The organism is Methylobacterium sp. CM6247 (assembly GCF_054817925.1).
Map to the genome: position 1 here is coordinate 1,168,863 of NZ_JBTXKX010000003.1, position 21,145 is coordinate 1,190,007.

The 21,145-nt window shown below is 68.1% G+C and carries 22 protein-coding genes; 6 read left to right on the top strand and 16 right to left on the bottom strand.

Features of this window, described 5'->3' with window-relative positions; all coding sequences use genetic code 11:
• Nucleotides 1-204: 204 nt before the first annotated feature.
• A complete protein-coding gene (locus ACYQOP_RS06340) occupies nt 205-1,638 on the top strand; it encodes an FAD-linked oxidase C-terminal domain-containing protein (RefSeq protein ID WP_461221736.1) in 1,434 nt (477 codons plus the stop codon).
• A 106-nt stretch (nt 1,639-1,744) separates the two neighbouring features.
• Nucleotides 1,745-2,032, top strand: a complete 288-nt coding sequence (locus ACYQOP_RS06345) for a hypothetical protein (protein ID WP_026176297.1) — start codon at nt 1,745-1,747, stop codon at nt 2,030-2,032.
• Nucleotides 2,033-2,092: 60 nt separating this feature from the next.
• Here the strand turns inward: ACYQOP_RS06345 and ACYQOP_RS06350 are convergent, their stop codons facing one another.
• From ACYQOP_RS06350 to ACYQOP_RS06370, 5 genes are all read right to left on the bottom strand, one after another.
• Nucleotides 2,093-2,713, bottom strand: a complete 621-nt coding sequence (locus ACYQOP_RS06350; RefSeq protein WP_461225217.1) for a spermidine synthase — start codon at nt 2,711-2,713, stop codon at nt 2,093-2,095.
• Between the two features lie 80 nt (nt 2,714-2,793).
• Nucleotides 2,794-3,639 carry a 23S rRNA (adenine(2030)-N(6))-methyltransferase RlmJ gene (locus ACYQOP_RS06355; RefSeq protein WP_461221737.1) on the bottom strand — a complete coding sequence of 282 codons (846 nt, stop codon included), beginning with the start codon at nt 3,637-3,639 and terminating at the stop codon, nt 2,794-2,796.
• A gap of 18 nt (nt 3,640-3,657) precedes the next feature.
• Nucleotides 3,658-4,317, bottom strand: a complete 660-nt coding sequence (locus ACYQOP_RS06360) for a ribonuclease T2 family protein (protein ID WP_461221738.1) — start codon at nt 4,315-4,317, stop codon at nt 3,658-3,660.
• Nucleotides 4,314-4,781, bottom strand: a complete 468-nt coding sequence (locus ACYQOP_RS06365) for a hypothetical protein (RefSeq protein ID WP_207411162.1) — start codon at nt 4,779-4,781, stop codon at nt 4,314-4,316. Before ACYQOP_RS06365 ends, ACYQOP_RS06360 begins: the two co-directional genes overlap by 4 nt.
• 128 nt (nt 4,782-4,909) lie before the next feature.
• The gene (locus ACYQOP_RS06370; protein WP_207411161.1) at nt 4,910-5,956 is read right to left on the bottom strand and encodes an extensin-like domain-containing protein; all 1,047 of its coding nucleotides are present in this window, start codon (nt 5,954-5,956) and stop codon (nt 4,910-4,912) included.
• A gap of 76 nt (nt 5,957-6,032) precedes the next feature.
• Between ACYQOP_RS06370 and ACYQOP_RS06375 the strand changes: the two genes are divergently transcribed.
• Complete coding sequence (locus tag ACYQOP_RS06375) at nt 6,033-6,896, top strand: methyltransferase domain-containing protein (RefSeq protein ID WP_461221739.1); 864 nt, start codon at nt 6,033-6,035, stop codon at nt 6,894-6,896.
• A 185-nt stretch (nt 6,897-7,081) separates the two neighbouring features.
• Here ACYQOP_RS06375 and ACYQOP_RS06380 read toward each other — a convergent pair whose 3' ends face one another.
• From ACYQOP_RS06380 to metX, 4 genes are all read right to left on the bottom strand, one after another.
• Complete coding sequence (locus tag ACYQOP_RS06380; protein WP_018045910.1) at nt 7,082-7,342, bottom strand: hypothetical protein; 261 nt, start codon at nt 7,340-7,342, stop codon at nt 7,082-7,084.
• A gap of 161 nt (nt 7,343-7,503) precedes the next feature.
• The gene (locus tag ACYQOP_RS06385) at nt 7,504-8,736 is read right to left on the bottom strand and encodes an adenylate/guanylate cyclase domain-containing protein (RefSeq protein ID WP_311275657.1); all 1,233 of its coding nucleotides are present in this window, start codon (nt 8,734-8,736) and stop codon (nt 7,504-7,506) included.
• A gap of 189 nt (nt 8,737-8,925) precedes the next feature.
• Entirely contained in the window at nt 8,926-9,609 is a 684-nt protein-coding gene (metW, locus tag ACYQOP_RS06390) for a methionine biosynthesis protein MetW (protein ID WP_056423365.1), read from the bottom strand.
• A 5-nt stretch (nt 9,610-9,614) separates the two neighbouring features.
• Nucleotides 9,615-10,823, bottom strand: a complete 1,209-nt coding sequence (gene metX / locus ACYQOP_RS06395; RefSeq protein WP_461221740.1) for a homoserine O-acetyltransferase MetX — start codon at nt 10,821-10,823, stop codon at nt 9,615-9,617.
• Between the two features lie 301 nt (nt 10,824-11,124).
• Here metX and ACYQOP_RS06400 point away from each other — a divergent pair, with 301 nt between their 5' ends.
• The 3 genes from ACYQOP_RS06400 to ACYQOP_RS06410 all read left to right on the top strand — a co-directional run bounded on the left by ACYQOP_RS06400 (nt 11,125) and on the right by ACYQOP_RS06410 (nt 14,147).
• Entirely contained in the window at nt 11,125-11,988 is an 864-nt protein-coding gene (locus ACYQOP_RS06400; RefSeq protein WP_461221741.1) for a chorismate mutase, read from the top strand.
• An 85-nt stretch (nt 11,989-12,073) separates the two neighbouring features.
• The gene (locus ACYQOP_RS06405) at nt 12,074-13,195 is read left to right on the top strand and encodes a pyridoxal phosphate-dependent aminotransferase (protein WP_461221742.1); all 1,122 of its coding nucleotides are present in this window, start codon (nt 12,074-12,076) and stop codon (nt 13,193-13,195) included.
• On the top strand, nt 13,179-14,147 hold the full coding sequence (locus tag ACYQOP_RS06410; RefSeq protein WP_461221743.1) for a prephenate/arogenate dehydrogenase family protein: 969 nt from the start codon (nt 13,179-13,181) through the stop codon (nt 14,145-14,147). The genes ACYQOP_RS06405 and ACYQOP_RS06410 overlap by 17 nt, the downstream gene beginning before the upstream one ends.
• A gap of 212 nt (nt 14,148-14,359) precedes the next feature.
• Here ACYQOP_RS06410 and ACYQOP_RS06415 read toward each other — a convergent pair whose 3' ends face one another.
• The 7 genes from ACYQOP_RS06415 to ACYQOP_RS06445 all read right to left on the bottom strand — a co-directional run bounded on the left by ACYQOP_RS06415 (nt 14,360) and on the right by ACYQOP_RS06445 (nt 21,109).
• The gene (locus tag ACYQOP_RS06415) at nt 14,360-15,457 is read right to left on the bottom strand and encodes a DUF2125 domain-containing protein (protein ID WP_461221744.1); all 1,098 of its coding nucleotides are present in this window, start codon (nt 15,455-15,457) and stop codon (nt 14,360-14,362) included.
• A gap of 105 nt (nt 15,458-15,562) precedes the next feature.
• Nucleotides 15,563-15,946: a hypothetical protein gene (locus ACYQOP_RS06420; protein WP_056422994.1), complete on the bottom strand. Its 384-nt coding sequence runs from the start codon at nt 15,944-15,946 to the stop codon at nt 15,563-15,565.
• A gap of 200 nt (nt 15,947-16,146) precedes the next feature.
• Nucleotides 16,147-16,926 carry a lysophospholipid acyltransferase family protein gene (locus ACYQOP_RS06425; protein ID WP_461221745.1) on the bottom strand — a complete coding sequence of 260 codons (780 nt, stop codon included), beginning with the start codon at nt 16,924-16,926 and terminating at the stop codon, nt 16,147-16,149.
• 72 nt (nt 16,927-16,998) lie between these two features.
• Nucleotides 16,999-18,735 (bottom strand): gamma-glutamyltransferase, encoded by a 1,737-nt coding sequence (gene ggt, locus ACYQOP_RS06430; RefSeq protein WP_461221746.1) that lies wholly within the window; start codon nt 18,733-18,735, stop codon nt 16,999-17,001.
• Between the two features lie 81 nt (nt 18,736-18,816).
• On the bottom strand, nt 18,817-19,299 hold the full coding sequence (locus ACYQOP_RS06435) for a hypothetical protein (RefSeq protein ID WP_461221747.1): 483 nt from the start codon (nt 19,297-19,299) through the stop codon (nt 18,817-18,819).
• 9 nt (nt 19,300-19,308) lie between these two features.
• Entirely contained in the window at nt 19,309-20,595 is a 1,287-nt protein-coding gene (gene rlmN / locus ACYQOP_RS06440; RefSeq protein ID WP_461221748.1) for a dual-specificity RNA methyltransferase RlmN, read from the bottom strand.
• 94 nt (nt 20,596-20,689) lie between these two features.
• A complete protein-coding gene (locus ACYQOP_RS06445) occupies nt 20,690-21,109 on the bottom strand; it encodes a hypothetical protein (protein ID WP_461221749.1) in 420 nt (139 codons plus the stop codon).
• Nucleotides 21,110-21,145 lie beyond the last annotated feature (36 nt).

The following is a 21,145-nucleotide window of genomic DNA, read 5'->3' on the forward strand; positions in this document are numbered from 1 at the left end:
GCGGTCCGTGCGGCGAAACGAAGCCGACACCTCTCCATTTCGCCTTCAGACAACGTCGACACACCCGATCCTGATGCATCGAAACCGGTTATCGTTTAGATATCTTCCAATTCCATTGTCCTGAACGGTTCAAGGCTCGTTTTTAGTCCTTCCAAGCTGAGCGGTGGCTGAAGACAGGCCGATCCATCGAGGAGCGCCCGCCCCATGTCGATCGCCTTCCCCACCCCCGATCCCGATATTCTCGCTCGCCGCGAAACGATCATCGCCGGCCTGCGCCCCCTCGTCGCGGCGGAGGCCCTGATCGTGACCGAGGATGAGCGCCGTGCCTTCGAGACCGATGGGCTGACGGCCTACCGCAAGATGCCACTCGCGGTGGTCCTGCCCTCGACCACGGCCGAGGTCTCTGCCGTGATGGCCTATTGCCACGCCAACGGCGTACGGGTGGTGGCGCGCGGCGCCGGCACCTCCCTCGCCGGCGGAGCGATCGCCCAGGAAGACGCGATCATCCTCGGCGTCGCCAAGATGACCCGCGTCCTGGACGTTGATTTCGAGAACCGGGTGGCCAGGGTTGAATCGGGCCTCACCAACCTCGCCATCTCGGGGGCGGTCAGCCATGAAGGGTTCTTCTACGCGCCGGACCCGTCGAGCCAGCTCGCCTGCACCATTGCCGGCAACATCGCGATGAATTCGGGCGGCGCGCATTGCCTGAAATACGGCGTGACCACCAACAACCTCCTGGGTGTCACCCTGGTGATGAGCGACGGCACCGTGGCAGAGATCGGCGGCGCCCATCTCGACAGCGCCGGCTACGATCTCCTCGGCCTGATCTGCGGCTCGGAAGGGCAGCTCGGCATCGTCACCGAAGCGACGGTGAGGATCCTGCGCGCGGCCGAGGGCGCGCGCCCGGCCCTGATCGGCTTCTCCTCGGTGGAGGATGCGGGCGCCTGCACCGCCGCGATCATCGCCGCCGGCATCATCCCGGTAGCCATGGAATATATGGATCGCGAGGCGATCCTCATCACCGAGGATTTCGCCCAGGCCGGCTATCCGCGTGACGCCGAAGCGATGCTGATCATCGAGGTCGAAGGATCGGACGAGGAATGCGAGGCGATGCTGGCCCGGATCGAGGCGATCGCCCGCGACTACCGGCCCACCAGCATCAGGGTCTCGAAATCCGAAGCCGAGAGCGCCGCGATCTGGAAGGGACGCAAATCCGCCTTCGGCGCCACGGGCCGCATCTCGGATTACATCTGCATGGACGGCACGATTCCCACCGGGCAATTGCCGCTGGTGCTGGAGCGCATCGGCGCGATCTGCGCCGACAAGGGGCTTCGCGTCGCCAACGTGTTCCATGCAGGCGACGGCAACCTGCATCCCCTCATCCTCTTCGACATCAACAAGCCGGGCGAATTGCAGAAGGCGGAGGCCGCGGGCGACGAGATCCTCAAGCTCTGCGTCGAGGTCGGCGGCTGCCTCACCGGCGAACACGGCGTCGGCATCGAGAAGCGCGAGCTCATGCGCTTCCAGTATGCGCAGGTCGACCTCGACCAGCAGATGCGGGTCCGCAATGTGTTCGACCCGAAATGGCTGATGAACCCCGCCAAGGTGTTCCCGCTGGAAGGGCGCGTCGCCGCTTGAGGCCAGGGCGCCGCGCAACGCGGTTTCTCGTCATCCCGCTGAACCGCGCCCGGAACGCTAAGCTCCGGGCCGGTGTTTCCTCCCAGCAAAATCGTGGAGGATGATCATGCGCATCGTTGCAACGCTCTCGGCCCTGGCGCTGCTCACTGTGGCAAGCACGGGAGCGGCCGAAGCCAAAGGCTGCATTAAAGGCGCGATCATCGGTGGCCTCGCCGGGCATTACCTCGCCGAGCGCGGCGTGGTGGGCGCGGTCGCGGGCTGCATCGGCGGTCGCTATCTCGCCAATCGCCGCGCCAAGCAGCAGCGCGAGATCGAGTACGGATCGCGGGTGCAGCAGCGTGGAGCCGGCTACGCACCGAACCAGGCCTATCCGCGCCGGTCCTACAATTACTGAGATCGATAAGATCGAGGCGGGCCGCCGACGGGGCTACCCGTTCCGCCGGCCCGCTTCGGCCTATGCGTTCGTCCTCACGGCGATCCAGAGCACGTGACGGCGGCCGCCGGGATGGGCGGGATAGCGGTGTTCCTCGACATCGAAGCCGAAGCGCCGGAGCCGCTTCTTGAACCGGCGGTCCGGCCCACCGGACCAGACGGCCAGGATTCCCCCCTCCCGCAGCGCGTAATGTGCCCGTTTGAGACCCCAGCCATCGTAGAGCCGGTCGTTCTCCCGGCGCGTCAGCCCCTTGGGGCCATTGTCGACGTCAAGGAGAATGGCATCGAACTGAGCCTGTCCCGACTGGATGAGGCGGTTCACATCGGCCTCGACCAGGGTCACGCGCGGATCGTCGAGGCTCCCGGTGAAGAGATGGGCAAGCGGTCCGTTCGCCCAGGCGATGACCGCCGGCATCAGTTCGGCCACGACGACTTCCGCCTTGGGGCCGAGAGCGTCGAGGGCCGCACGCAGAGTGAACCCCATGCCGAGCCCGCCGATCAAGATCTTCGGCGCCGGATTTCCCTCGAGCCGCGCGCAGGTGACCGTGGCCAGGGCCCGCTCCGAATCGCGGTGCCGGTCGTTCATCAGTTCGGCGCTGCCGACCATGATCGAGTAGGCGTCGTCATAACGGACGAGACGCATCGTCTCGACGCTGCCCGGAATCGCCGCGCTGGCGATGGGAATCGCGGAATCCATCGATGGGACGACCTTCAGGGAAGAACTCAAGCTTCGACGCCGAACGCGTCGCAGCGGAAGGCCCCGTAATCTCCGCGCGCCAGCCGCTCGGCTAGAGCGGGCAGGAACAGGGCCGCCTCGTCGGCGAGACGCCAGGGCGGATTGATGACGATGAGGCCGTTGCCATTGAGGCGGTTCGGATACGGCTCCGAGATCATCAGGTCGATACGCAGGGCGGGCCGGGAGAGCGAACGGTCCAGTTCCGCCACCATGCGGTCGATGAGGCCGACATCCTTGATCGGATACCAGCCGAGATAGATGCCCGTCGGCCATTTCGCGACGGCCTTGGCAAGAGCCGCGCCAAGCCGGTCGACCTCGCCGAGTTCTTCGTAAGGCGGGTCGATCAACACGACCCCGCGCCGCTCGGGGGGCGGGATCAGCGCGTTGAGGGCGGTCCAGCCATCGAGATGCATCACCTTGGTGCGCGGATCCTGGTTGTAGCGTTCGCGCAGGAGCTCGGCATCGGCCGGGTGCAACTCGACGAAGACGCCCTGGTCGCTGGGCCGCAGGAATTCGCGGATGATCGCCGGAGAGCCGGGATAGATAGTCGCCCCATGGCGTGCCTGCGTGGCGGCGACCGCCTCGCGATAGGGGCCGAACAGCGCCTCCACCTCTTCGAGGAAGGGGGTCTCGAGACGGCCCCAGCCATCATGCCACTCGCCGGTACGGCCCGCCTCGTCACCGGTGAGGTCATAGAAACCGAGGCCCGCATGGGTGTCGATGGCGCGAAAGCCCGTGGGCTTGGCCTGGAGATGATGGAGCACGCGCGTCAGCACGAGGTGCTTGAGCACGTCGGCGAAGTTGCCGGCGTGGAAGGCGTGCCTGTAATTCATGGGCGCAGGTTCCTGGCCTCACCGGCTCGCGTCGACGGCGATCTCGCCCGCACGGCAATTCTGCCGCGCCACTTCGGGGCAGGGCGTGAAGCCGCGCAGGTCCTTGGTGAAGCAGACCCGCACCTCCTGCAACTCTCCCCGGGTGCAGGTGACCGACATCATATCAGGACGAAGCCCGCGATTGGCCGCGACGAACTGACGGGCGATGTCGACGGGAGCGATGCGGGTATCGGAATCGGGCTTGGCGAAGGCGGCCGGGATCGTCACCGCCTGCCGCGCCTGGGCGGTAGCCTTGAAATACGACATCGGGTCGAGGCCCGAGCAGGTGCCGTGCTTGCGCCATTCGTGGCGAGCCAGTCCCTCGCTGGGAAAAACTTCACCTGCCACGTCCATGGCTTGGCGGGTGGGAGAGCGTTCCACGGAAGAGCAGTCGGACGGGTAGCCCCGCGTATATTGCGGCCACAGCCCATGGACGACGAAGCCGAGGCCGCGACCCGGCCGGCACTGGCCGTCGGCGTCACGCCGTCCGGCCGTTTCGCAATAGGTCGGCGACCAGGACAGGGCCAGCACGTAGAAATCGAACTCGCCGGGCGTGCCGCCGCGTCCGTAGCCCTGGGCCTGCGCGGTTCCGGCGAACGCCGTCAGGAAGAGTACGGCGAGCGCCGAGGCACGTCTCACGGACGGGCTTCGCGGCAGGCCGTGGCGTAGGCGTAGGCGAGGTTGCGGTCGAGGCCGTGGACGCAGAACTCGACCCCCCAGCTTGCGCCGATCAGGCCGAGACCTTCGCGCACGGAGTAATCGACCTTGCGCTTGATCCCGTCCGAGGTGGTCGCCACGGCGCTGCAGAACCGGCGGGGATAGGTGTCGAGCCCCCAGGGGCGCCACGCGGTCCGCTCGATCCGGTCATAGCCCACGATGGTGAGGCTCGAGTTCCAGAACTTCGCCTCCTTCTCGGCGAACTGGCTCGACACCTTCTCCAGCACCGAAGAATCCTGGCAGCCGGGGATGTCGCCATCGAACGGGAACTCACGCTCCTCGGCTGGGGTGATCTCCTCGCGGCCCGAGCGGGCGAAGGCAGGTTGCAGACTGCCTGCGAGGACGAGGCCGAGGGCCAGGGCGGTGACGAGAGAATTCGGGCGCATGCCGGCGTCTTTTCGCTGGAGTCCGTTCATTCCGGGACGATGGCGTCTCGTCGAGCGGTGTCAAGCGGAAGGGCTGTGGCGTCGTCGCTTTCGCTCCGGCCTGGGGCAGCCGGAACACAGTCCGGCCCTCAGTAGATCGGGTCCGAGAGGCCGGGCGCGGCGAGGGAGAGCGGTTCGGCCGAGAATCCCGGCGCGGGTTCGTCATAGGTGGGTGCCGCCGCGAGACGGGACGTCTGCGGGCGCGGCGCCGGACGGGTCACCGGCGTGGAGGCATAGGCCGAGGGCGCGCGGGCGGACGGAACGGCAGCGGAGAGGGCAGGGGAGGGAGCGCGGGCGACCTGCGGGCTCGTCCGCGCCGGGTGCCGGTTCGAGGACATCGGCGAGACGCCGTAGGGATCGTCCTCCTCGATATCGACGGGGGCCTGCGGCGCGGCGGGCTGGCGCTCGACCGGGCGAGGCCGCGAGACCGGCCGAGGCACGCCATCGGCGCCGAGTTGCGGCGTGAATTTCAGCAGCGGTTGGCAGATACGCTTCAGGCCGCGCGGATCGTGCCGGGCGAGATCCACATGGATATGGTCGTAATGGAAGACGTTGGAGCCGGGGGCGAGCACGGTGGAGAAGCGTGCGCAGGCGCCGATGAAGACCTCGCGCAGGAAGCCCTGCTCGGCCTCGGTGCCGCGCCAGCCGCCCTTCACGGTGATGACGTAGCCGTCGGCGAGCTTGAACGACATGATGTCGACGGCATTGCCGAACGAATGCTCCGAGAGCTTGGCCCCGGCCTGGTTGTTGCGACCACGGCAGGCATAGGAGCCCGCGTTGATCTCCGCCACGGGCTGACCGAAATACAGGTTGGCGGCGGGCTGGATCGTGTCGGCCAGCCATGCCTCGGCCTCAGCCAGGGCCGGGCAGGCGAGAGTCATCCGCTGCTTGAGTACGACCGAGCCCTTGCCGAGACGGGTAATCCGGTATGGCTGCAGCATGCCGCAGACACCCGGGCCGGCGATCTCCTTCACCGGCGTCACGAATTCGGTGGTCTCCACCAGCCGCTTGGCGTTGCAGGCCTGTTCGGTCTGGTCGCGCCAAGGCTCACGGCTCTCGAACGGGCTGCGTCCACAGCCGGTGAGACCTGCGCCAATGAGGCCGAGAACGGAAAACGCGAGTACGCTACGCCACATATCGGAACAATGGGCAGCTTTTCGTAAAGCGTTCGTCAACGATGCGGAGCGATCGCACCCCTGTGGAGGAGTGTGGATGACGAAGGAGGCTGCGTCGCAGACAGCCTCGGGCGGCCCCTCGACCGCGCCCTCCACCCACGCTATCGCAGCCTCACCGATGACCCCGCTGACGGCACCGATGCGTCCCTGGAAACAGGCTGTGGCCCGGGCCTTCGACGGGGCAGATCATTACGATGCCGCCGGAATCATCCAGGCGGAGGTCGCTGGACGGCTGGCGCAACGCATCGCCCTCCTGCCCCTCGCCCCATCGCCACGCATTCTCGAGATCGGCTGCGGCACCGCCTTCCTCACGCAGGCCGTCCTCGCTCAGGTGAAGCCCGGCATGATGCTCGCCTCCGATCTGGCACCCGCCATGATCCGGCGGGCGCGCGAGCGCATGCAGCCTCGGCCGAATTTGGCGTTTCTCGTCATGGACGGCGAGCGGCCCTGCCTGGCGCCGGGCTTCGACCTGATCTGTTCGAGCCTGGCAGCGCAATGGTTCGAGGATCTGGAGGGCACGCTCGGCCGCCTCGCCGGTCTGCTGGCGCCCGGCGGGTTCCTCGCGGTGACGACCCTGGCGTCCGGCACATTCCGCGAATGGCACGAGGCGCATGAGGCCGTCGGCCATCGCCCCGCCACGCCGTCCTATCCGACGGCGAAGGCCCTGGCCCGACTACAATTTGCCGGCTGCACGAGTAACTTGTTCCTGGAGCCGGTCGTCGAGAAGCACGCGGACGGCCGGGCCTTCCTCCGCTCGCTTCGCGCCATCGGGGCGGGAACGCCGGGCACCGTCCGTCCCCTCTCGCCCGGCGCATTGCGGACGGTCATCCGACAGTTCGAAAGGGGAGGGGCGGCGATCACCTACGAGGTCGCCACCTTGGAGATCCGGCGCGATCCCTGACATGGAAACGGCGGGGCTCTCGCCCCGCCGCACAGCGTTCCGGTCTTGGTGAAAGATCCGACCTACGAGGCCAGTAAGACGCTCGCGGTGCCGACGATCGTCCAGATCAGGCCGCCCGCAAAGGCACCGATCATGGCGTAGGAAAAGCCCTTCAGAACCATGTTCGTCCCTCTCGTCTCAAACGATCAGCAGCGGTTTCCGCCAGAGGTCTGACCGTATTGCTGGACCGGAAAATTCTGCTGGTTGGCATTGCCTTCGGCGGCCGAGCTCATCGGGCAGCCCAGATAGGCGGGCGGGCGGCTGACCTCCCTGAGGGAGCCGGTCTCGGTGACGTCGTAGGGCGAGAAAGCGGTGTAGCGCGAGGGGCGCTCGAACGCCGTTGCAGAAGAGATCGAAGCAGCGCCAAGCACAAGAGCGGTAGCGACGGCGGCGATACGGTTCATCATGGCGTTTAATAAGTTCCTTTACAGTGCAGACCAGATGTTTGGCCCGCTTCACTCTGTATGAAACTGATATAGGAAGTCTTTTTCCTTCATGACGTGTCACGGCACACGAACCATGCGGGATTAAGTGACGAGTCTGCCGATGGCATCGGGCCGGATACGATTCAGCGCGCGACGGCGTAGAGCCGGGGCCCGGAGGCCTCGCTCACCGTCCCGGCCGAGATCCAGTTGAGACCGCTCGCCCCGGAGCCGGCAAGGAGATCGCGAAAATCCTCCGAGATGGCGATCGGGAGGTCCACGGCCTTGGCCCGCGCCTCGATGCGCGCGAGGGTGTTCATCGCCGGGCCGAGCACGGTGAATTCCGCGCGATGACCGTCGTCGAAGACGCCGACGAGGACGTCGCCGGCATGCAGCGCGATGGTGACGCGCAACGAGGGAAGGCCTTTCTCCGCGAGGCGCCGGTTGAGGGCCGCCAGCCGCAGCTGGACTGCCTCGGCACAGGTGAAGGCCGCGCGCGCCTGCGCCTGGGGAGGGCCGACGAGGAACTGCGCCAGCACACCGTCGCCGATATACTTGTCGATGATGCCGCCGCGTTCCGTCACGGCCCGATGCGTCAGGGCGCGCATCTCCATGAGGACCTCCACCACCTGCTGGGGAGGCCGTGTCCGCGTCAGGGCCGAGAAGCCGCGGATGTCGAGGGCGAACAGGCAGGCATGACGCTCCTGGACTTCGCCCGGGCCGCCGCCTTGCGCCAGATCCTCGGCGACGGCGGCCGGGACGAACCGGGTGAGGATCAGGCGCTCTCGCTCCAGCCGGAACGTCGCCGCCACCGCCCAAGTCAGCCGCCGCACACCGTCGAGGACCACGAGGCTGGCGACCATGAAGGTTAGAAGCCCCGGAACTTCCTCGTCGAGGGTGACGTGCGGTCCGAGATGATGGCTCTCTGGCGAGAGATAGACGAACAGGATGGCGCCGCCCCACCCCGCCGTCACCAGACCGGCGAAGAGGCAGGTGTGCCAGACGCGCATGGTGAGCGCGGTCTGCAGCAGGATCAGGAAGGCCGGGATCCGGCTGACCGCGGCGGCTGCCTCCTCCGTGTCGGCGGCGCCCAGAAACATGTGCTCGACGAGGACGTAGATCGCGACGCTGGCATTGAGGAGGGTCGAGCCCCAGCCGAGCCATCCTCGGCTCGGGCCCACGGGGATGCCGGTACCCGGTGCCGTTCGCAGGCTGAGCAGCGCCAGGAGGATCGAGGCCCCGGCATAGACGGACAGGACGATCCAGTGTCCCAGACCGTGAATCGATCCGTCATAGGTCTGCGCGGTGACGAGCAGGACCAGGACGATGAGCAGCTGCAGGGCGAAGGACCGGCCGCTCGATGCCTGCTGCAAATGCATGATCGTCGGCGAACGCGACTCTTCCGCTCGAGTCCGGTCTCGATCCCCAAATCTCAATAGGATGTCTCCTCCTGCGCCATCGGCCGCCCCTCATGCCGGATGTCGTCCATGCAGGCCATCGGTGGAGATTGCCGCATGCCGGGCAGCGGCAGCCGAACCCTCGCTTAGCTGGAGGGCGTCCGGATCGCCCTATGTCGGGTCGGACGACGCTCCGTCGCCGCGCCGCAGGAGGAACACTCCCTGCGCGCCGAACAGGTTCCAGACCCACCACGGCATGGAGATCCGCATCGGCCGGCCGCGCGCGTCGAGCGCAGTGGCCTTCTCGATCTCGGCCCCCACGGTCCGGCATAGGCCGACGAAGTCGCGGATGGTGCAATGGTGGATGTTCTGGGTCTCGTACCATTCCTCCGGCATCAGCTCGGTCACCGGCATCCGGCCCCGGAAGGCCAGTTCCGAGCGGACCCGCCAATGGCCGAAATTCGGGAACGAGATCACCACCTGCCGGCCGATCCGCAGCAGGTGTTCCAAGACGATGCGCGGGTTGCGCGTCGCCTGGATGGTCTGGGACAGGACCACCACGTCGAAGGCGTCGTCGGGATAATTGGCGAGATCGGTATCGGCGTCGCCCTGGATCACCGGCAGGCCGCGCGCGAGGCAGGCATTGACGCCTTCGCGGGAAAGTTCGATGCCGCGCCCGTCGACGCCGCGCCGGTCGCGCAGCAGCGCCAGGAGCGTGCCGTCGCCGCAGCCGATATCAAGGACGCGGGCGCTGGGCGGGACGAGGCCGAGCACGACGAGATGGTCGACGCGGGCGCCGTCGCTCCGCGGCAGCGTGTCGGTCGTGCTCCAGGGGGCGGGGGCCACGCGACTCACCGGCGTCACAAGCCCCTTGCCCGGGCGGCGGCGTCGATGAAGCCCTTGGCGGCGTTGAACATCACCGGCTCGTCGAGGAGGAAGGCGTCGTGCCCCTTGTCGCTCTCGACCTCGACGAAGGCGACCGAGGCCGAGGCCGCGTTCAGCGCATGCACGATGGCGCGGGAATCCGCCGTGGGAAACAGCCAGTCGGAGGTGAAGGACATCACGCAGAACCGCGTCCTGGTGTTCCGGAATGCGTTGGCGAGCACCCCGCCATGATCGGCCGCGAGATCGAAGTAATCCATGGCGCGGGTCAGGTAGAGGTAGGCGTTGGCGTCGAACCGCTCGACGAAGCTCAGGCCCTGGTGGCGCAGGTAGCTCTCGATCTGGAAATCGGCGTTGAACGAGAAGGTCGGCGCGGACCCGCCCTGGAAGCGGCGGCCGAACTTGCGGTGCAGGGCCGGCTCGGAGAGGTAGGTGATATGCGCGCCCATCCGCGCCACCCCGAGTCCCTTGGCGGGGCGCGTGCCGGCTTCGAGGTAACGTCCTTCCGCCCAGGCGGGGTCGGCCATGATCGCCTGACGGCCGACCTCGTGGAAGGCGATGTTCTGGGCCGAGTGGCGGGCGCCGGTGGCGATGGGAAGCGCCGAGAAAACCCGGTCCGGGTAGAGGGCCGCCCATTGCAGCACCTGCATGCCGCCCATGGATCCGCCGACGCAGAGGAACAGGTCGCGGATGCCGAGCCGGTCGAGGAGCATCGCCTGGCCCCGCACCATGTCGCGGATCGTCACCAGGGGAAAATCGAGGCCGTAGGGCTTGCCCGTTGCGGGATCGGTGGAGGCCGGCCCCGTGGAGCCCATGCAGGAGCCGATCACGTTCGAGCAGATGACGAAGTAGCGATCGGTGTCCACGGGCTTGCCCGGTCCCACCAGCGTCTCCCACCAGCCGGGCTTTCCCGTCACCGGATGGGTATGGGCGAAATGCTGGTCCCCGGTGAGCGCATGGCAGATGAGCACCGCGTTCGACCGGTCGGCATTGAGGGTGCCGGCGGTCTGGTAGGCGATCCGGAACGGCGCGAGATCGACGCCGGCATCCATCGCCAGGGGTTCGTCGAGCCCGAACAGGGCCACCGGGCTTCGCGGGTCGCGGGAGAGCGGCGCATCCGCCGGGATGCCCTCCGGCCGGGTATTGCCGTCGTCGGGCTTTGCGAGACTATCGAGCGACATGGTCATCAGGCGTCTTCGCGCGTCATTCGCCGATTTGCTTCCGCGGAGATGCGAAGAAACAGCCGGGTGCCGCTCCATCGACGTTTCGCGAAGGTCCATTCCCATCGGTGCCCGACGAAGCCGGGTAGCGATGGGCGTAATGTGCGTATGCACGGGCGTCAACGAAAGGGGCCGCGCGCGAGAAGGTCACAACCGGTGCTCTGGTCCTCGGGCTTCGGGAAACGTAGACACGATCGGCCGTCTCCCTCATGCGGGGTCGGCAAGATCCATACCCGATCCATACCCGCCGCCGGACGCGACAGCCCGCATGCGCTTCACCACGAGACCCGCACCGCCCCTCGACAACCTCGCCGAGCTGCGCGCCGAGATCGACCGGATCGACGCGGAGATGCACGCCCTGCTGATCCAGCGCGGCTCGATCATCGACCGGCTCATCGCGGTCAAGCGCACCTCGGCCAGCGGCTCCGCCTTCCGGCCCGGCCGCGAGGCTTCGATGATGCGGCGCGTGGCCGAGCGCCATCGCGGGCTCCTCCCCCTCGACACCGTGGAGGGGATATGGCGCGTCATCATCGCCACCTTCACCTGGGTCCAGGCCCCGTTCAGCGTTCATGCCGACGTGTCCGGCGGCGACGCACCGATGCGCGACTCGGCGCGATTCCATTTCGGATTCACGGTGCCCTACCGGCCGCATCCCACCTGCGCGGCGGTGGTCGAGGCCCTGGCCGCCTCGCGCGGCGATCTCGGCATCTTCCGCCTCGACCCCGAAGGTTCCGCACCGCCGAGCCCGGAGGCGCCGTGGTGGGAGGGTCTCGTCGGTGAAGGCCGGCCCAAGGTGATCGCGCGCCTGCCCTTCATCGAGCGGCCGACCCATCCCGCCGGAACCCCGGTCTTCGTGGTGGCCAACCCCCTCGACGATCCGGCCGCGGCCCAGCGCGACTGGGTGCTCCATGCGGCCCGGCTGGAGAGCTGGTCTCCCGAGAGCGCCCGTGCCCTGCAGGACCTCTACGGCGAGGTGGTGGCGCGCGCAGCTGTCACGGACGGGCACCGCCTTCTTCTCGCGGTGCCGGGCGGGGTCGGCGGCCGGCAGTTGCGGGAGACCCTGGAACGGGCCGGCGCGAGCGTGGAAAGCCTCGACGAGATCGGCAGCCACGCCGCCCGGTTCCGGGTGTGACGCAGGGCAGGCGAGGGCCGGTTCTCTCGTCAAGGCGGACAAGCTGCGTTAGACGGGCAGACTGAACTCCAGCCGGCCCGCGCTCATGTCCTCCGCTCCCTCCGTGTCCCGTCCCGTCCCCCGCCCCGGCATCCTCGCCATCGAGGCCTATGTGCCCGGCAAGAGCGGCGCCCCCGGCGCGGTGAAGGTCCATAAGCTCTCCTCGAACGAGACGCCCCTCGGCCCGAGCCCGCTGGCCATCGAGGCAATGCGCGAAGAAGCGTTCCGCCTCGCCCTCTATCCGGACGGAAATTCCACACGCCTGCGCGAGGCCATCGCCTTCCGCTACGGGCTCGATCCCGCCCGCATCGTCTGCGGCGCCGGATCGGACGAACTCCTCTCCTTCCTCGCCTACGCCTATCTCTCGGAGGGCGACGAGGGGATCTTCACCGAGCACGGATTCCTGGTCTACCGCATCGCCATCCTGGCCGCCGGCGGCACGCCCGTGGTGGTGCCCGAGCGCGATCTTCACGCCGATGTCGACGCGATCCTCGCCGCCGTCACGCCGCGCACGAAGATCGTCTACCTCGCCAATCCCAACAACCCGACCGGCACCTACCTGCCCTTCGCCGAAATCCGGCGCCTGCATGCGGGCCTACCGCCGAACGTCCTCCTCGTCCTCGACGGGGCCTATGCCGAGTACGTGCGGACGAACGATTACAGCGCCGGCCTCGAACTGGTCCTCGAATCCGAAAACGTGGTGATGACCCGCACCTTTTCGAAGATCCACGGCCTCGCGGCCCTGCGGATCGGCTGGATGGTGGGCCCGGCGGGGGTGATCGACGCGGTGAATCGCATTCGCGGCCCGTTCAACCTGTCGGGCAGCGCCATCGCGGCCGGGGCGGCGGCCATCGCCGACGAGGCGCATGTAGCGGCGGCGGTCGCTCATAATGAGACGTGGCTCGCCTGGATGACCGAGGTCGTGTCCTCGCTCGGCCTCGTAGTCACCCCGAGCGTCGCGAATTTCATCCTCGTCCATTTCCCCGACGAGCCGAATCGCAGCGCGGCGGAGGCCGATGCCTATCTCAGCGCACGCGGGGTGATCGTCCGACGGGTTACCTCCTACGGGCTGCCGGACGCGCTGCGCGTCACCATCGGCAGCGAAGAGGCGAACCGGGCCTTCGTCACGGTGCTCACCGCCTTCGTGAAGGATGGCATCCGTGCCTGAGGCGAACCCCGTCTGCGAACGCCTCGCCATCGTCGGCCTCGGCTTGATCGGCTCCTCTATCGCGCGAGGAGCACGGCAATACGGGCTGGCGCGGAGCATCGTCGCCATTGACCGCGACCCGGCCGTGATCGAGCGTGTGCGGGCCCTCGGTCTCGCCGACGAAGCGACGGGCGAGGCCGAAGCCATTGCCGGTGCCGACCTCGTCATCCTGTGCGTGCCGGTGGGGGCGGTGGGGGCCGTCGCCGAGGCGATGGCGCCACATCTGAAACCCGGTGCCATCCTGTCCGATGTCGGTTCGGTGAAAGCCTCGGTGGTCGCCGCCGTCTCGCCCCATCTGCCGGACGGCGTCCGTTTCGTGCCGGCCCATCCCGTGGCGGGCACCGAATATTCCGGACCCGATGCCGGCTTCTCGACCCTGTTCTCGGGCCGCTGGTGCATCCTCACTCCGCCGGAGGGCACCGACGAGGCCGCCACGGCGCAGGTCCAGGCCTTCTGGGAGGGGCTCGGTGCCATCGTCGAGAGCATGACGCCGGAGCATCACGACCTCGTCCTGGCCATCACCAGCCACGTGCCGCATCTCATCGCCTACAACATCGTCGGCACCGCCGCCGATCTGGAAGCCGTGACGCAATCGGAGGTCATCAAGTTCTCGGCCGGCGGGTTTCGCGACTTCACCCGCATCGCCGCCTCCGACCCGACCATGTGGCGGGACGTGTTCCTGACCAACAAGGACGCGGTGCTGGAGATGCTCGGCCGTTTCAACGAGGATCTCTCGGCCCTCGCCCGCGCGATTCGCTGGGGTGACGGGGACGCGCTGTTCGACCTGTTCACCCGCACCCGCGCCATCCGCAGGGGCATCGTCGCCCTCGGACAGGAGACGGCGGAAGCGGATTTCGGCCGCAGCCGCACCCCGCCGGAGCCGGCGAAGGACGAACCGGTCTCGGGGCGGTAGGGTTTCATCCGGCTGAGGCAAGCGCTGCCCGTCTCTCGCCCACCACCTCATCCCGAGGCGACGAAGCGAAGCGGAGGCCTCGACGGAGGGTTCCAGTTCGCGCAACGGGTTCTGGAAGCCTCCTTCGAGGCGGCTGTCGCCGCGCCTCAGGATGAGGTCGTGGGTGGGATGATGACCTCATCCGCAGCAGGACGAATCCGTCTACCGGCCTCTCAGTACAGCGGTGGTACCTGAACATTGGGAATCGGGAACGGGCCGAGCATCAGGCGGCCGTCGGCGAGCCGAAGGGGCGGCATAGCCTTGAGCGACGGATCTCCCGTCGCAGCAGACGCTGCGGCCGCTTCGGCGTCCGGGCGGCGACTTCCGCCACCGAGCAGCTTGCCGACCAAGCCTCCGATCAGAGCCCCCTTCTCCGCCCCGAAACGCTGGCCCATGATCTGACCGACCAGGGCCTCCACCCCGGCGGCGCGGATATCGATCTGGCCGGCCGGACGGTGCTCGTCGTCGAGGGCGATCTTCCCTTGAGCTTGGAGGCGGCGATCTCCCTTCGCCAGGGAAAGCAGGGCGATGTCGAGGCTGCCGCCGGCCTGGCGCCAGGTTTCGAGCTCACGCGCCACCTGCCCGGTCCGGAAGGTGGTGGCCCGATTCACCGTGGCATCGAGCGCCGCGTCGACGGGGGCGGTATTGCCGAGGAGGGGATCGAGGACCGGCACGTTCGCCTGGGTCAGCCGCAGGCTGGTATCGACAGCCCCCTCGGTGGCGAAACGGGCGGGTGTCGGCCGGGCGTGGAATTCGAGGTGCTTGGCCACCACGTCGATGGGCTGCGGCGCGGCATTCTTCACGCTGACTTTCGGTCCATCCACCGCCAGGGAGGCCCGTGTGAACCCGTCGGAGGTACCGTGGAAACTCGCCTCCAACGACGTCCAGGTGGCGTCTGCGACGAGGCCGTCCTGTTCCACGTGGAACGGCCCGCTCGCCTGCAGGATGCCCTGGCGCGGCTGGTAGACTTGCACGACCGCGGTCAACGGTCCGAGAGTGAAGCGGCTATCGGCCCGCGAGAAGGCGAGGGAGGCGCAGCGCAGTTCGATCCGGAAGGGATAGCCGGTGATCGAGCGATCGGCGCAGGTCCAGTTGCGCCCGGCCGAAGCCTCGCGGGCGATCCAGGCATCCATCTCGGAGCCGGCCTTGCCGCGAATCCAGAACCAGCCCGCGCTCCAGAGCAGGACCACGGCGAGGAGGAGGATGTAGGGCAGGAACAGGCCGGTCCGCGATGGCCGTTTCCTGGCCGTCAAATCCGGTGCCTGCGCCATCGTCCGCTCGCCTCGATCTCGAAGCCCCGTCGCCGTCGACAGGGGGTCCTTCGTGACAGAGCTTTGGCGGGTCTCAACGCGGCGAAAGCATGGCCGCCCGCCGATTCAGGCCGCGACGCCCATCATCTGATCCAGGGGATGGTCCACCTCAAGATCGGCCACGATCTCGCAGCGCTCGGCCTCATCCTCGGCGAGGCGGTGAACATGCATCTCGTTCGCACCGCCATGGCGCGCACGAGCGATCCAGTTACGGGTGAGCCGTTCGCGCGGGCTCGACCCCGCCGCAGTCACGGCGATGAGTTCGCCGACCCCGGCGGAATCCCGGCGCACGGCCATCACCACCGCCTCGCCCATGTCGTCGAGTTCGCGCTCGACCAATTCGTGGATGCCGACGACGTAGCGGCGCCCGGACCGTCCGCGCCAAGCGCTCAGCACCAGGGCAGGAGTTCCACGCAGGCTGGCCGCCGTCCTGAGACGTACTTCGCGCATCGGTGGGATCTCCGGATCAGAGGATGGGCGTCGGTGAAAGCCGTGTTCCGCGCCTTGCGGCACAAGAACGGAGACGGCTTTCTCGTTCGCCATTTGTTCCAGAATAATCTTAACAATTTCCACCCGTCAAGAGTCGCGCTTTCGCTCTCCGCAGGGTGCCTCCGACCGGCTTATCCACAGCCTGTGGATAGACTGAGCGCTCACGCGGTCCTGGATTGTTCTGCGACGGCACCGGTCTCGGGCACGGCATGACCGCGTGCCGCCAGATCCGCCCGGCCGGACGCCAGGAGGGCGTCGGAGGCAGCTTCGATCCGAGTCTGCATCTCCTCCAGGAACGCCGTGCGGTCCAGCCCGGGAGCGATGGGGGGGAGGAACTCGATCACCGTGGTGCCGGGGCGGCGGGTCAGCTGGCGGCGGGGCCAGTAGAGACCGCTGTTGAGGGCGACGGGCAGGCAGGGCACGCCCAGGGCCGCGTACAGATGGGTGATGCCGAGCTTGTAGGCGGGGGATGAACCCGGCGCCTTGCGGGTGCCCTCGGGGAAGATGATGAGCTGGCGTCCATCGCGGATGGCGCGGGCCGCCGCCTCGTTCATGGCGGCCATGGCGCGGGTGCCCTTGGACCGGTCGATGGCGACCATGCCGGAGCGGGAAAGGAACCAGCCGAAGAGCGGGATCCAGAGCAGCTCGCGCTTGAGGATATAGGCGAAGTCCGGGAAGGCGGTGACGAGGGCCAGGGTCTCGAGGGCGGATTGATGCTTGGACGCCACCAGCAGCGCGCCGGGTGGGCGGTGGTGCAGCCCCCTGAACTCCACGCGCACACCCCCGACCACGCGCAACAGCCACAGGCTCACATGGGCCCAGAACCGGGCGACGCGGATGCAGGCCCGCTCCGAGACGAGGGCCGGCAGGCCGCCGATCGCGATGAGGGCGGTGGCGAGATAGAAGACGATGTTGAAGGCGATGGAGCGGAGGATGTGCATCGGAAACCCGGAATGATGCCCTTCCTGTAGCGCGCGCAGTCCCGCCGCACCATCCGCCGGGCCCGAACTGCCCTATTCGCCCTCGGCCAGGGTTCCGCGCTGGCGTGTATCGGCGGCCCCGGCCACGAATCCCTTTCCCATCATCACCGAATTGGCCGAGCCCGAACTCGACCCCACCCGCACCGCGTGCCCCTTCGCCCGAAGCAGAGCGAGGGTGTCCGGCGAGAGCCCGTCTTCGGCGAACAGCACGTCCGGGCGCCATTGATGATGGATGCGCGGGGCGGTGACCGCCTCGGCGAGGTTCATGCGGAAATCGATGACGTTGACGATCACCTGCAGCACCGTGGAGATGATGCGGCTGCCGCCTGGGCTCCCGGTGACGAGGACGAGGCGTCCGTCCCTGAGCACCATGGCCGGCGTCATCGAGGAAAGCGGCCGGGCCCCGGGCGCCACGGCATTGGCCGGGCCACCCACGAGGCCGTAGGCGTTGACGCTCCCGGTCTTGGCCGAGAAATCGTCCATCTCGTTGTTGAGGAGGACGCCGGTCCCTTCCGCCACGAGCCCGAACCCGTAGGAGAAGTTCAGGGTCGTGGTGGTGGAGACAGCGTTCCCGGCGCGGTCCACCACCGAGTAATGGGTAGTCTGGTCGGATTCGTAGGGCAGCGGGTCGCCCGCCTTCACCGCGTCGGCCGGGCGGGCGCGAGCGGGGTCGATGGCGGCGCGCAGGGTCTCGGCATAGGCCTTGGCGGTGAGGCCCCGCACCGGCACCTCCGAACGAGACGGGTCGCCGAGCCAGGTGGCCCGGTCGGCATAGGCCGGCTTCATCGCCTCGGCGAGGGTGTGGAGGGCCTGGGCGCTGCCCGCGCCCATTGAGGCCAGGTCGAACCCTTCGAGGATGTTCAAGATCTCGATGAGATGAACGCCGCCGGAACTCGGTGGCGGCATCGAGACGATCTCGTAGCCGCGATAGCTGCCCTTCACCGGCTGGCGGATCACGGGCCGATAGGCGGCAAGGTCGCCCGGCGTCATCACCCCGCCGACATCTCTCGCCGCCGCCGCGATCCGCTCCGCGATCGGGCCGGTATGGAACGCATCGGGCCCCTGTTCGGCGATGGCCGTGAGGGTCCCGGCGAGATCGGGCTGGACCAGGGTCTCGCCCCGCTGGAGCGGTCGGCCGTCTCGGAAGAACACGGCTCGGCTCGAAGGCCACCTTCCGAGGCGGTCGGCGGCGCGGGACAACGAATCGGCGAGCCCGCCCTCCACGGGAATCCCGTCCCTGGCCAGCGCGCGGGCGGGAGCGACGAGATCGGCGAGGGTGAAGTGTCCCGACCCGTAGAGGCGGTGCGCCTCGGCCAATCCGCGCACGGAGCCCGGGACACCGACGGCCTTGCCGGTGCGGATGGATGCGCCGCGATCGGGCTGGCCGTCGGGCGCGAGGAACATGTCCGCCGTCGCCGCGGCGGGTGCCGTCTCGCGAAAATCGATGGCCACGGTCTCGCCGGTCCCGGCGAGGCGAACGAGCATGAACCCGCCGCCTCCGAGATTGCCCGCCTGCGGCAGCGTCACCGCGAGGGCGAAGCCCACCGCCACGGCGGCATCCACGGCGTTGCCCCCGCCTTTGAGGATCGCGACACCGACGCGGGTCGCCAGGGCGTCCTGCGAGGACACCATGCCGTGAGTCCCGAGAACGGGGAGGATACGGGCATCGTCGGAAGGGATCGGGGGCAGTTCCGGAACCGCCTGCGCGAGGGCCGGTCCTGACAGGAGCGTGAAAAGCGCCAAGGCGAGGCTGAAGCGATGTCCGGTCATGCCCAATCCGTCATGCGAGGCTCTCCCACGGCATCCTGCGCCGATGCCCGTCGCAGCCAACGCAGCGGCAGCGGTGCCCGTTCAGGCGTCCACGGGCCGGTCGCGTATGGCGATCCAGCCATAGACCAACCCGGCGGCCGCCCCGGCAAGGAAAAGCAGGGCCGTCACCCGTCCTTCGACGGCGAGGTTGTGGGCGGCGAGGGAGGCGGGCGCGCCCCGCATCAGCCACGGCACGAGGGCGGTGGCGAGCCCCGTGCCGACGGTATAGGCCGGAGCACTGCGCAGGTTCATCGCCTCGCCGATGAGCGCCATGGCGAGGGGCGGCAGCACCAGCAGGACGAACCCGGCGCGGGCGATACCGGCGGCCAGCAGGAGGAGTGCGTCGGGTCCGATCCCGGAGGCGAGGTCGGTCATCCCCTGCAGGAAGCCGAACAGGCCGAGCCGGGTCAGCGCCTCGCTGGAGACCGGATCGAACAGGATGGCGACGACGAGCACCAGGGCCCCGCAGGGAATGGCCAGACACAGGGCGAGAGACGCCCAGATCAGGCGGCCGACGAGCCGCATGGGACGCGCTCAGCCTTCGTCGTCATCGGCCCCGGCATAGACGCCCTCGGCGCCGATCCCGTCTTCCAGCATCATCCGGGCGCGAGCGCGCAGCTTCTCGGTCTCGCTCTTGAGCTGGCCGCAGGCGGCGAGGATGTCTCGGCCGCGCGGCGTCCGCACCGGCGACGCGTAGCCGGCTTCATAGACGATTTCGGAGAATTGCTCGATCCGCTCCCAATCGGAGCATTCGTAGATGCTGCCGGGCCAGGGATTGAACGGGATCAGGTTGATCTTGGCCGGGATGCCCTTGAGCAGCCGCACCAGTTCGCGCGCATCCGCATCGAAATCGTTGACGCCCTTGAGCATCACGTATTCGAAGGTGATGCGGCGGGCATTGTTGAGGCCGGGATAATTGCGGCAGGCCGCAAGCAGTTCGGCCAGGGGGTACTTGCGGTTCAGCGGCACCAACGTGTCGCGCAGGTCGTCCCGCACCGCGTGGAGCGAGATCGCCAGCATGGCATGCGCCTCGACTCCGAGCCGCTGCATCTGGGGCACCACGCCGGAGGTCGAGACGGTGATACGCCGACGGGAAAGGCCGAGGCCTTCCTGGTCCGACATGACACCCACGGAATCGATGACGTTGTCGATGTTGTAGAGGGGCTCGCCCATGCCCATGAAGACGATGTTGGTGACGGCGCGGCGGGTCTCGTCCTCGCCAGCGGCCACCGGGTTCTGGCCGACCCAGTCGTTCAACCGGTCGCGGGCCACGACCACCTGGGCGGTGATCTCGGCGGCGGTCAGGTTGCGCACCAGACGCTGCGTGCCGGTGTGACAGAAGCTGCAGGTGAGCGTGCAACCGACCTGGGACGAGACGCAGAGCGTCCCCCGCCCGCGTCCGGGAATGTAGACGCATTCGATCTCGGCGCCGCGATTGTGGTCGTGCTTGCCGGTGGGCGCCATGCGCAGCAGCCACTTGCGGGTGCCGTCGCGGGAAATCTGCTCGGTGACGACCTCGGGCCGCTCCAAGGTGTAGGCGCGCGCCAGATCGGCCTTGAGCCCCTTGCCGACATTGGTCATCTGGTCGAAGTCGGTGGCGCCGCGCGCGTTGAGCCAGTGCCAGAGCTGGCCCGAGCGCATGCGCTGCTCGCGCTCCGATACGCCGATGGCGGCAAGGCGACCCTTCAATTCCTCGCGGGTGAGGCCGATGAGGGACGAGCGGCCCGGCGGAACGGCGTCCGGCTGGAACTCGGGAAGCTTCTCGATTGCGGCCACGACGTTGACGTCGCGACCGGCGGTGTCGAACGACGCCGTCGCCATGGATCTCTAACCTTCGGACTTGGAACGAATCCGATATAGGCGATCCCGCACCGGAACGCGAATGCGTCCCGATGCGTGCATGGAATGGCGGGGTCTACTGAGCCGGTTTGGGCTCGGCCGGAGGCTTCGCCTCGGCGGGTGGGGAGCCCGCGCCCATGGGAAGCAGAACGTTCTTCACGACATTGCCCTCGGGGCCGTATTCGCCGGCGACCGCCAGGCAGGCCTGCTCCCGGTTCAGCTGCATCTGATTCGACATCAGCGCGAAGATCGTCTGGACCTTGTTGCCGAAAGGTCCACGCGGGCCGACATCGGCGGCGCTGACATTCTGCTTCTGGAGCAGGGCATCGAATTGTTCGACGCCGATCTGGTAGCCGCAGACATTCGCGGCGGCGAAGATATAGGCGGCGAATTCCAGGGCACGGGGCGGAGGCGCGTTGCGGATCTGGGCCTGCGCAAGGGTCGGTGCGAACAGGCCGGCCGCAAGGCACAGGGTGAGAACGGGTTTCAGGCGCATGGACGGCGTTTCCTCGGAAGCATTCTTGGGGCGGCG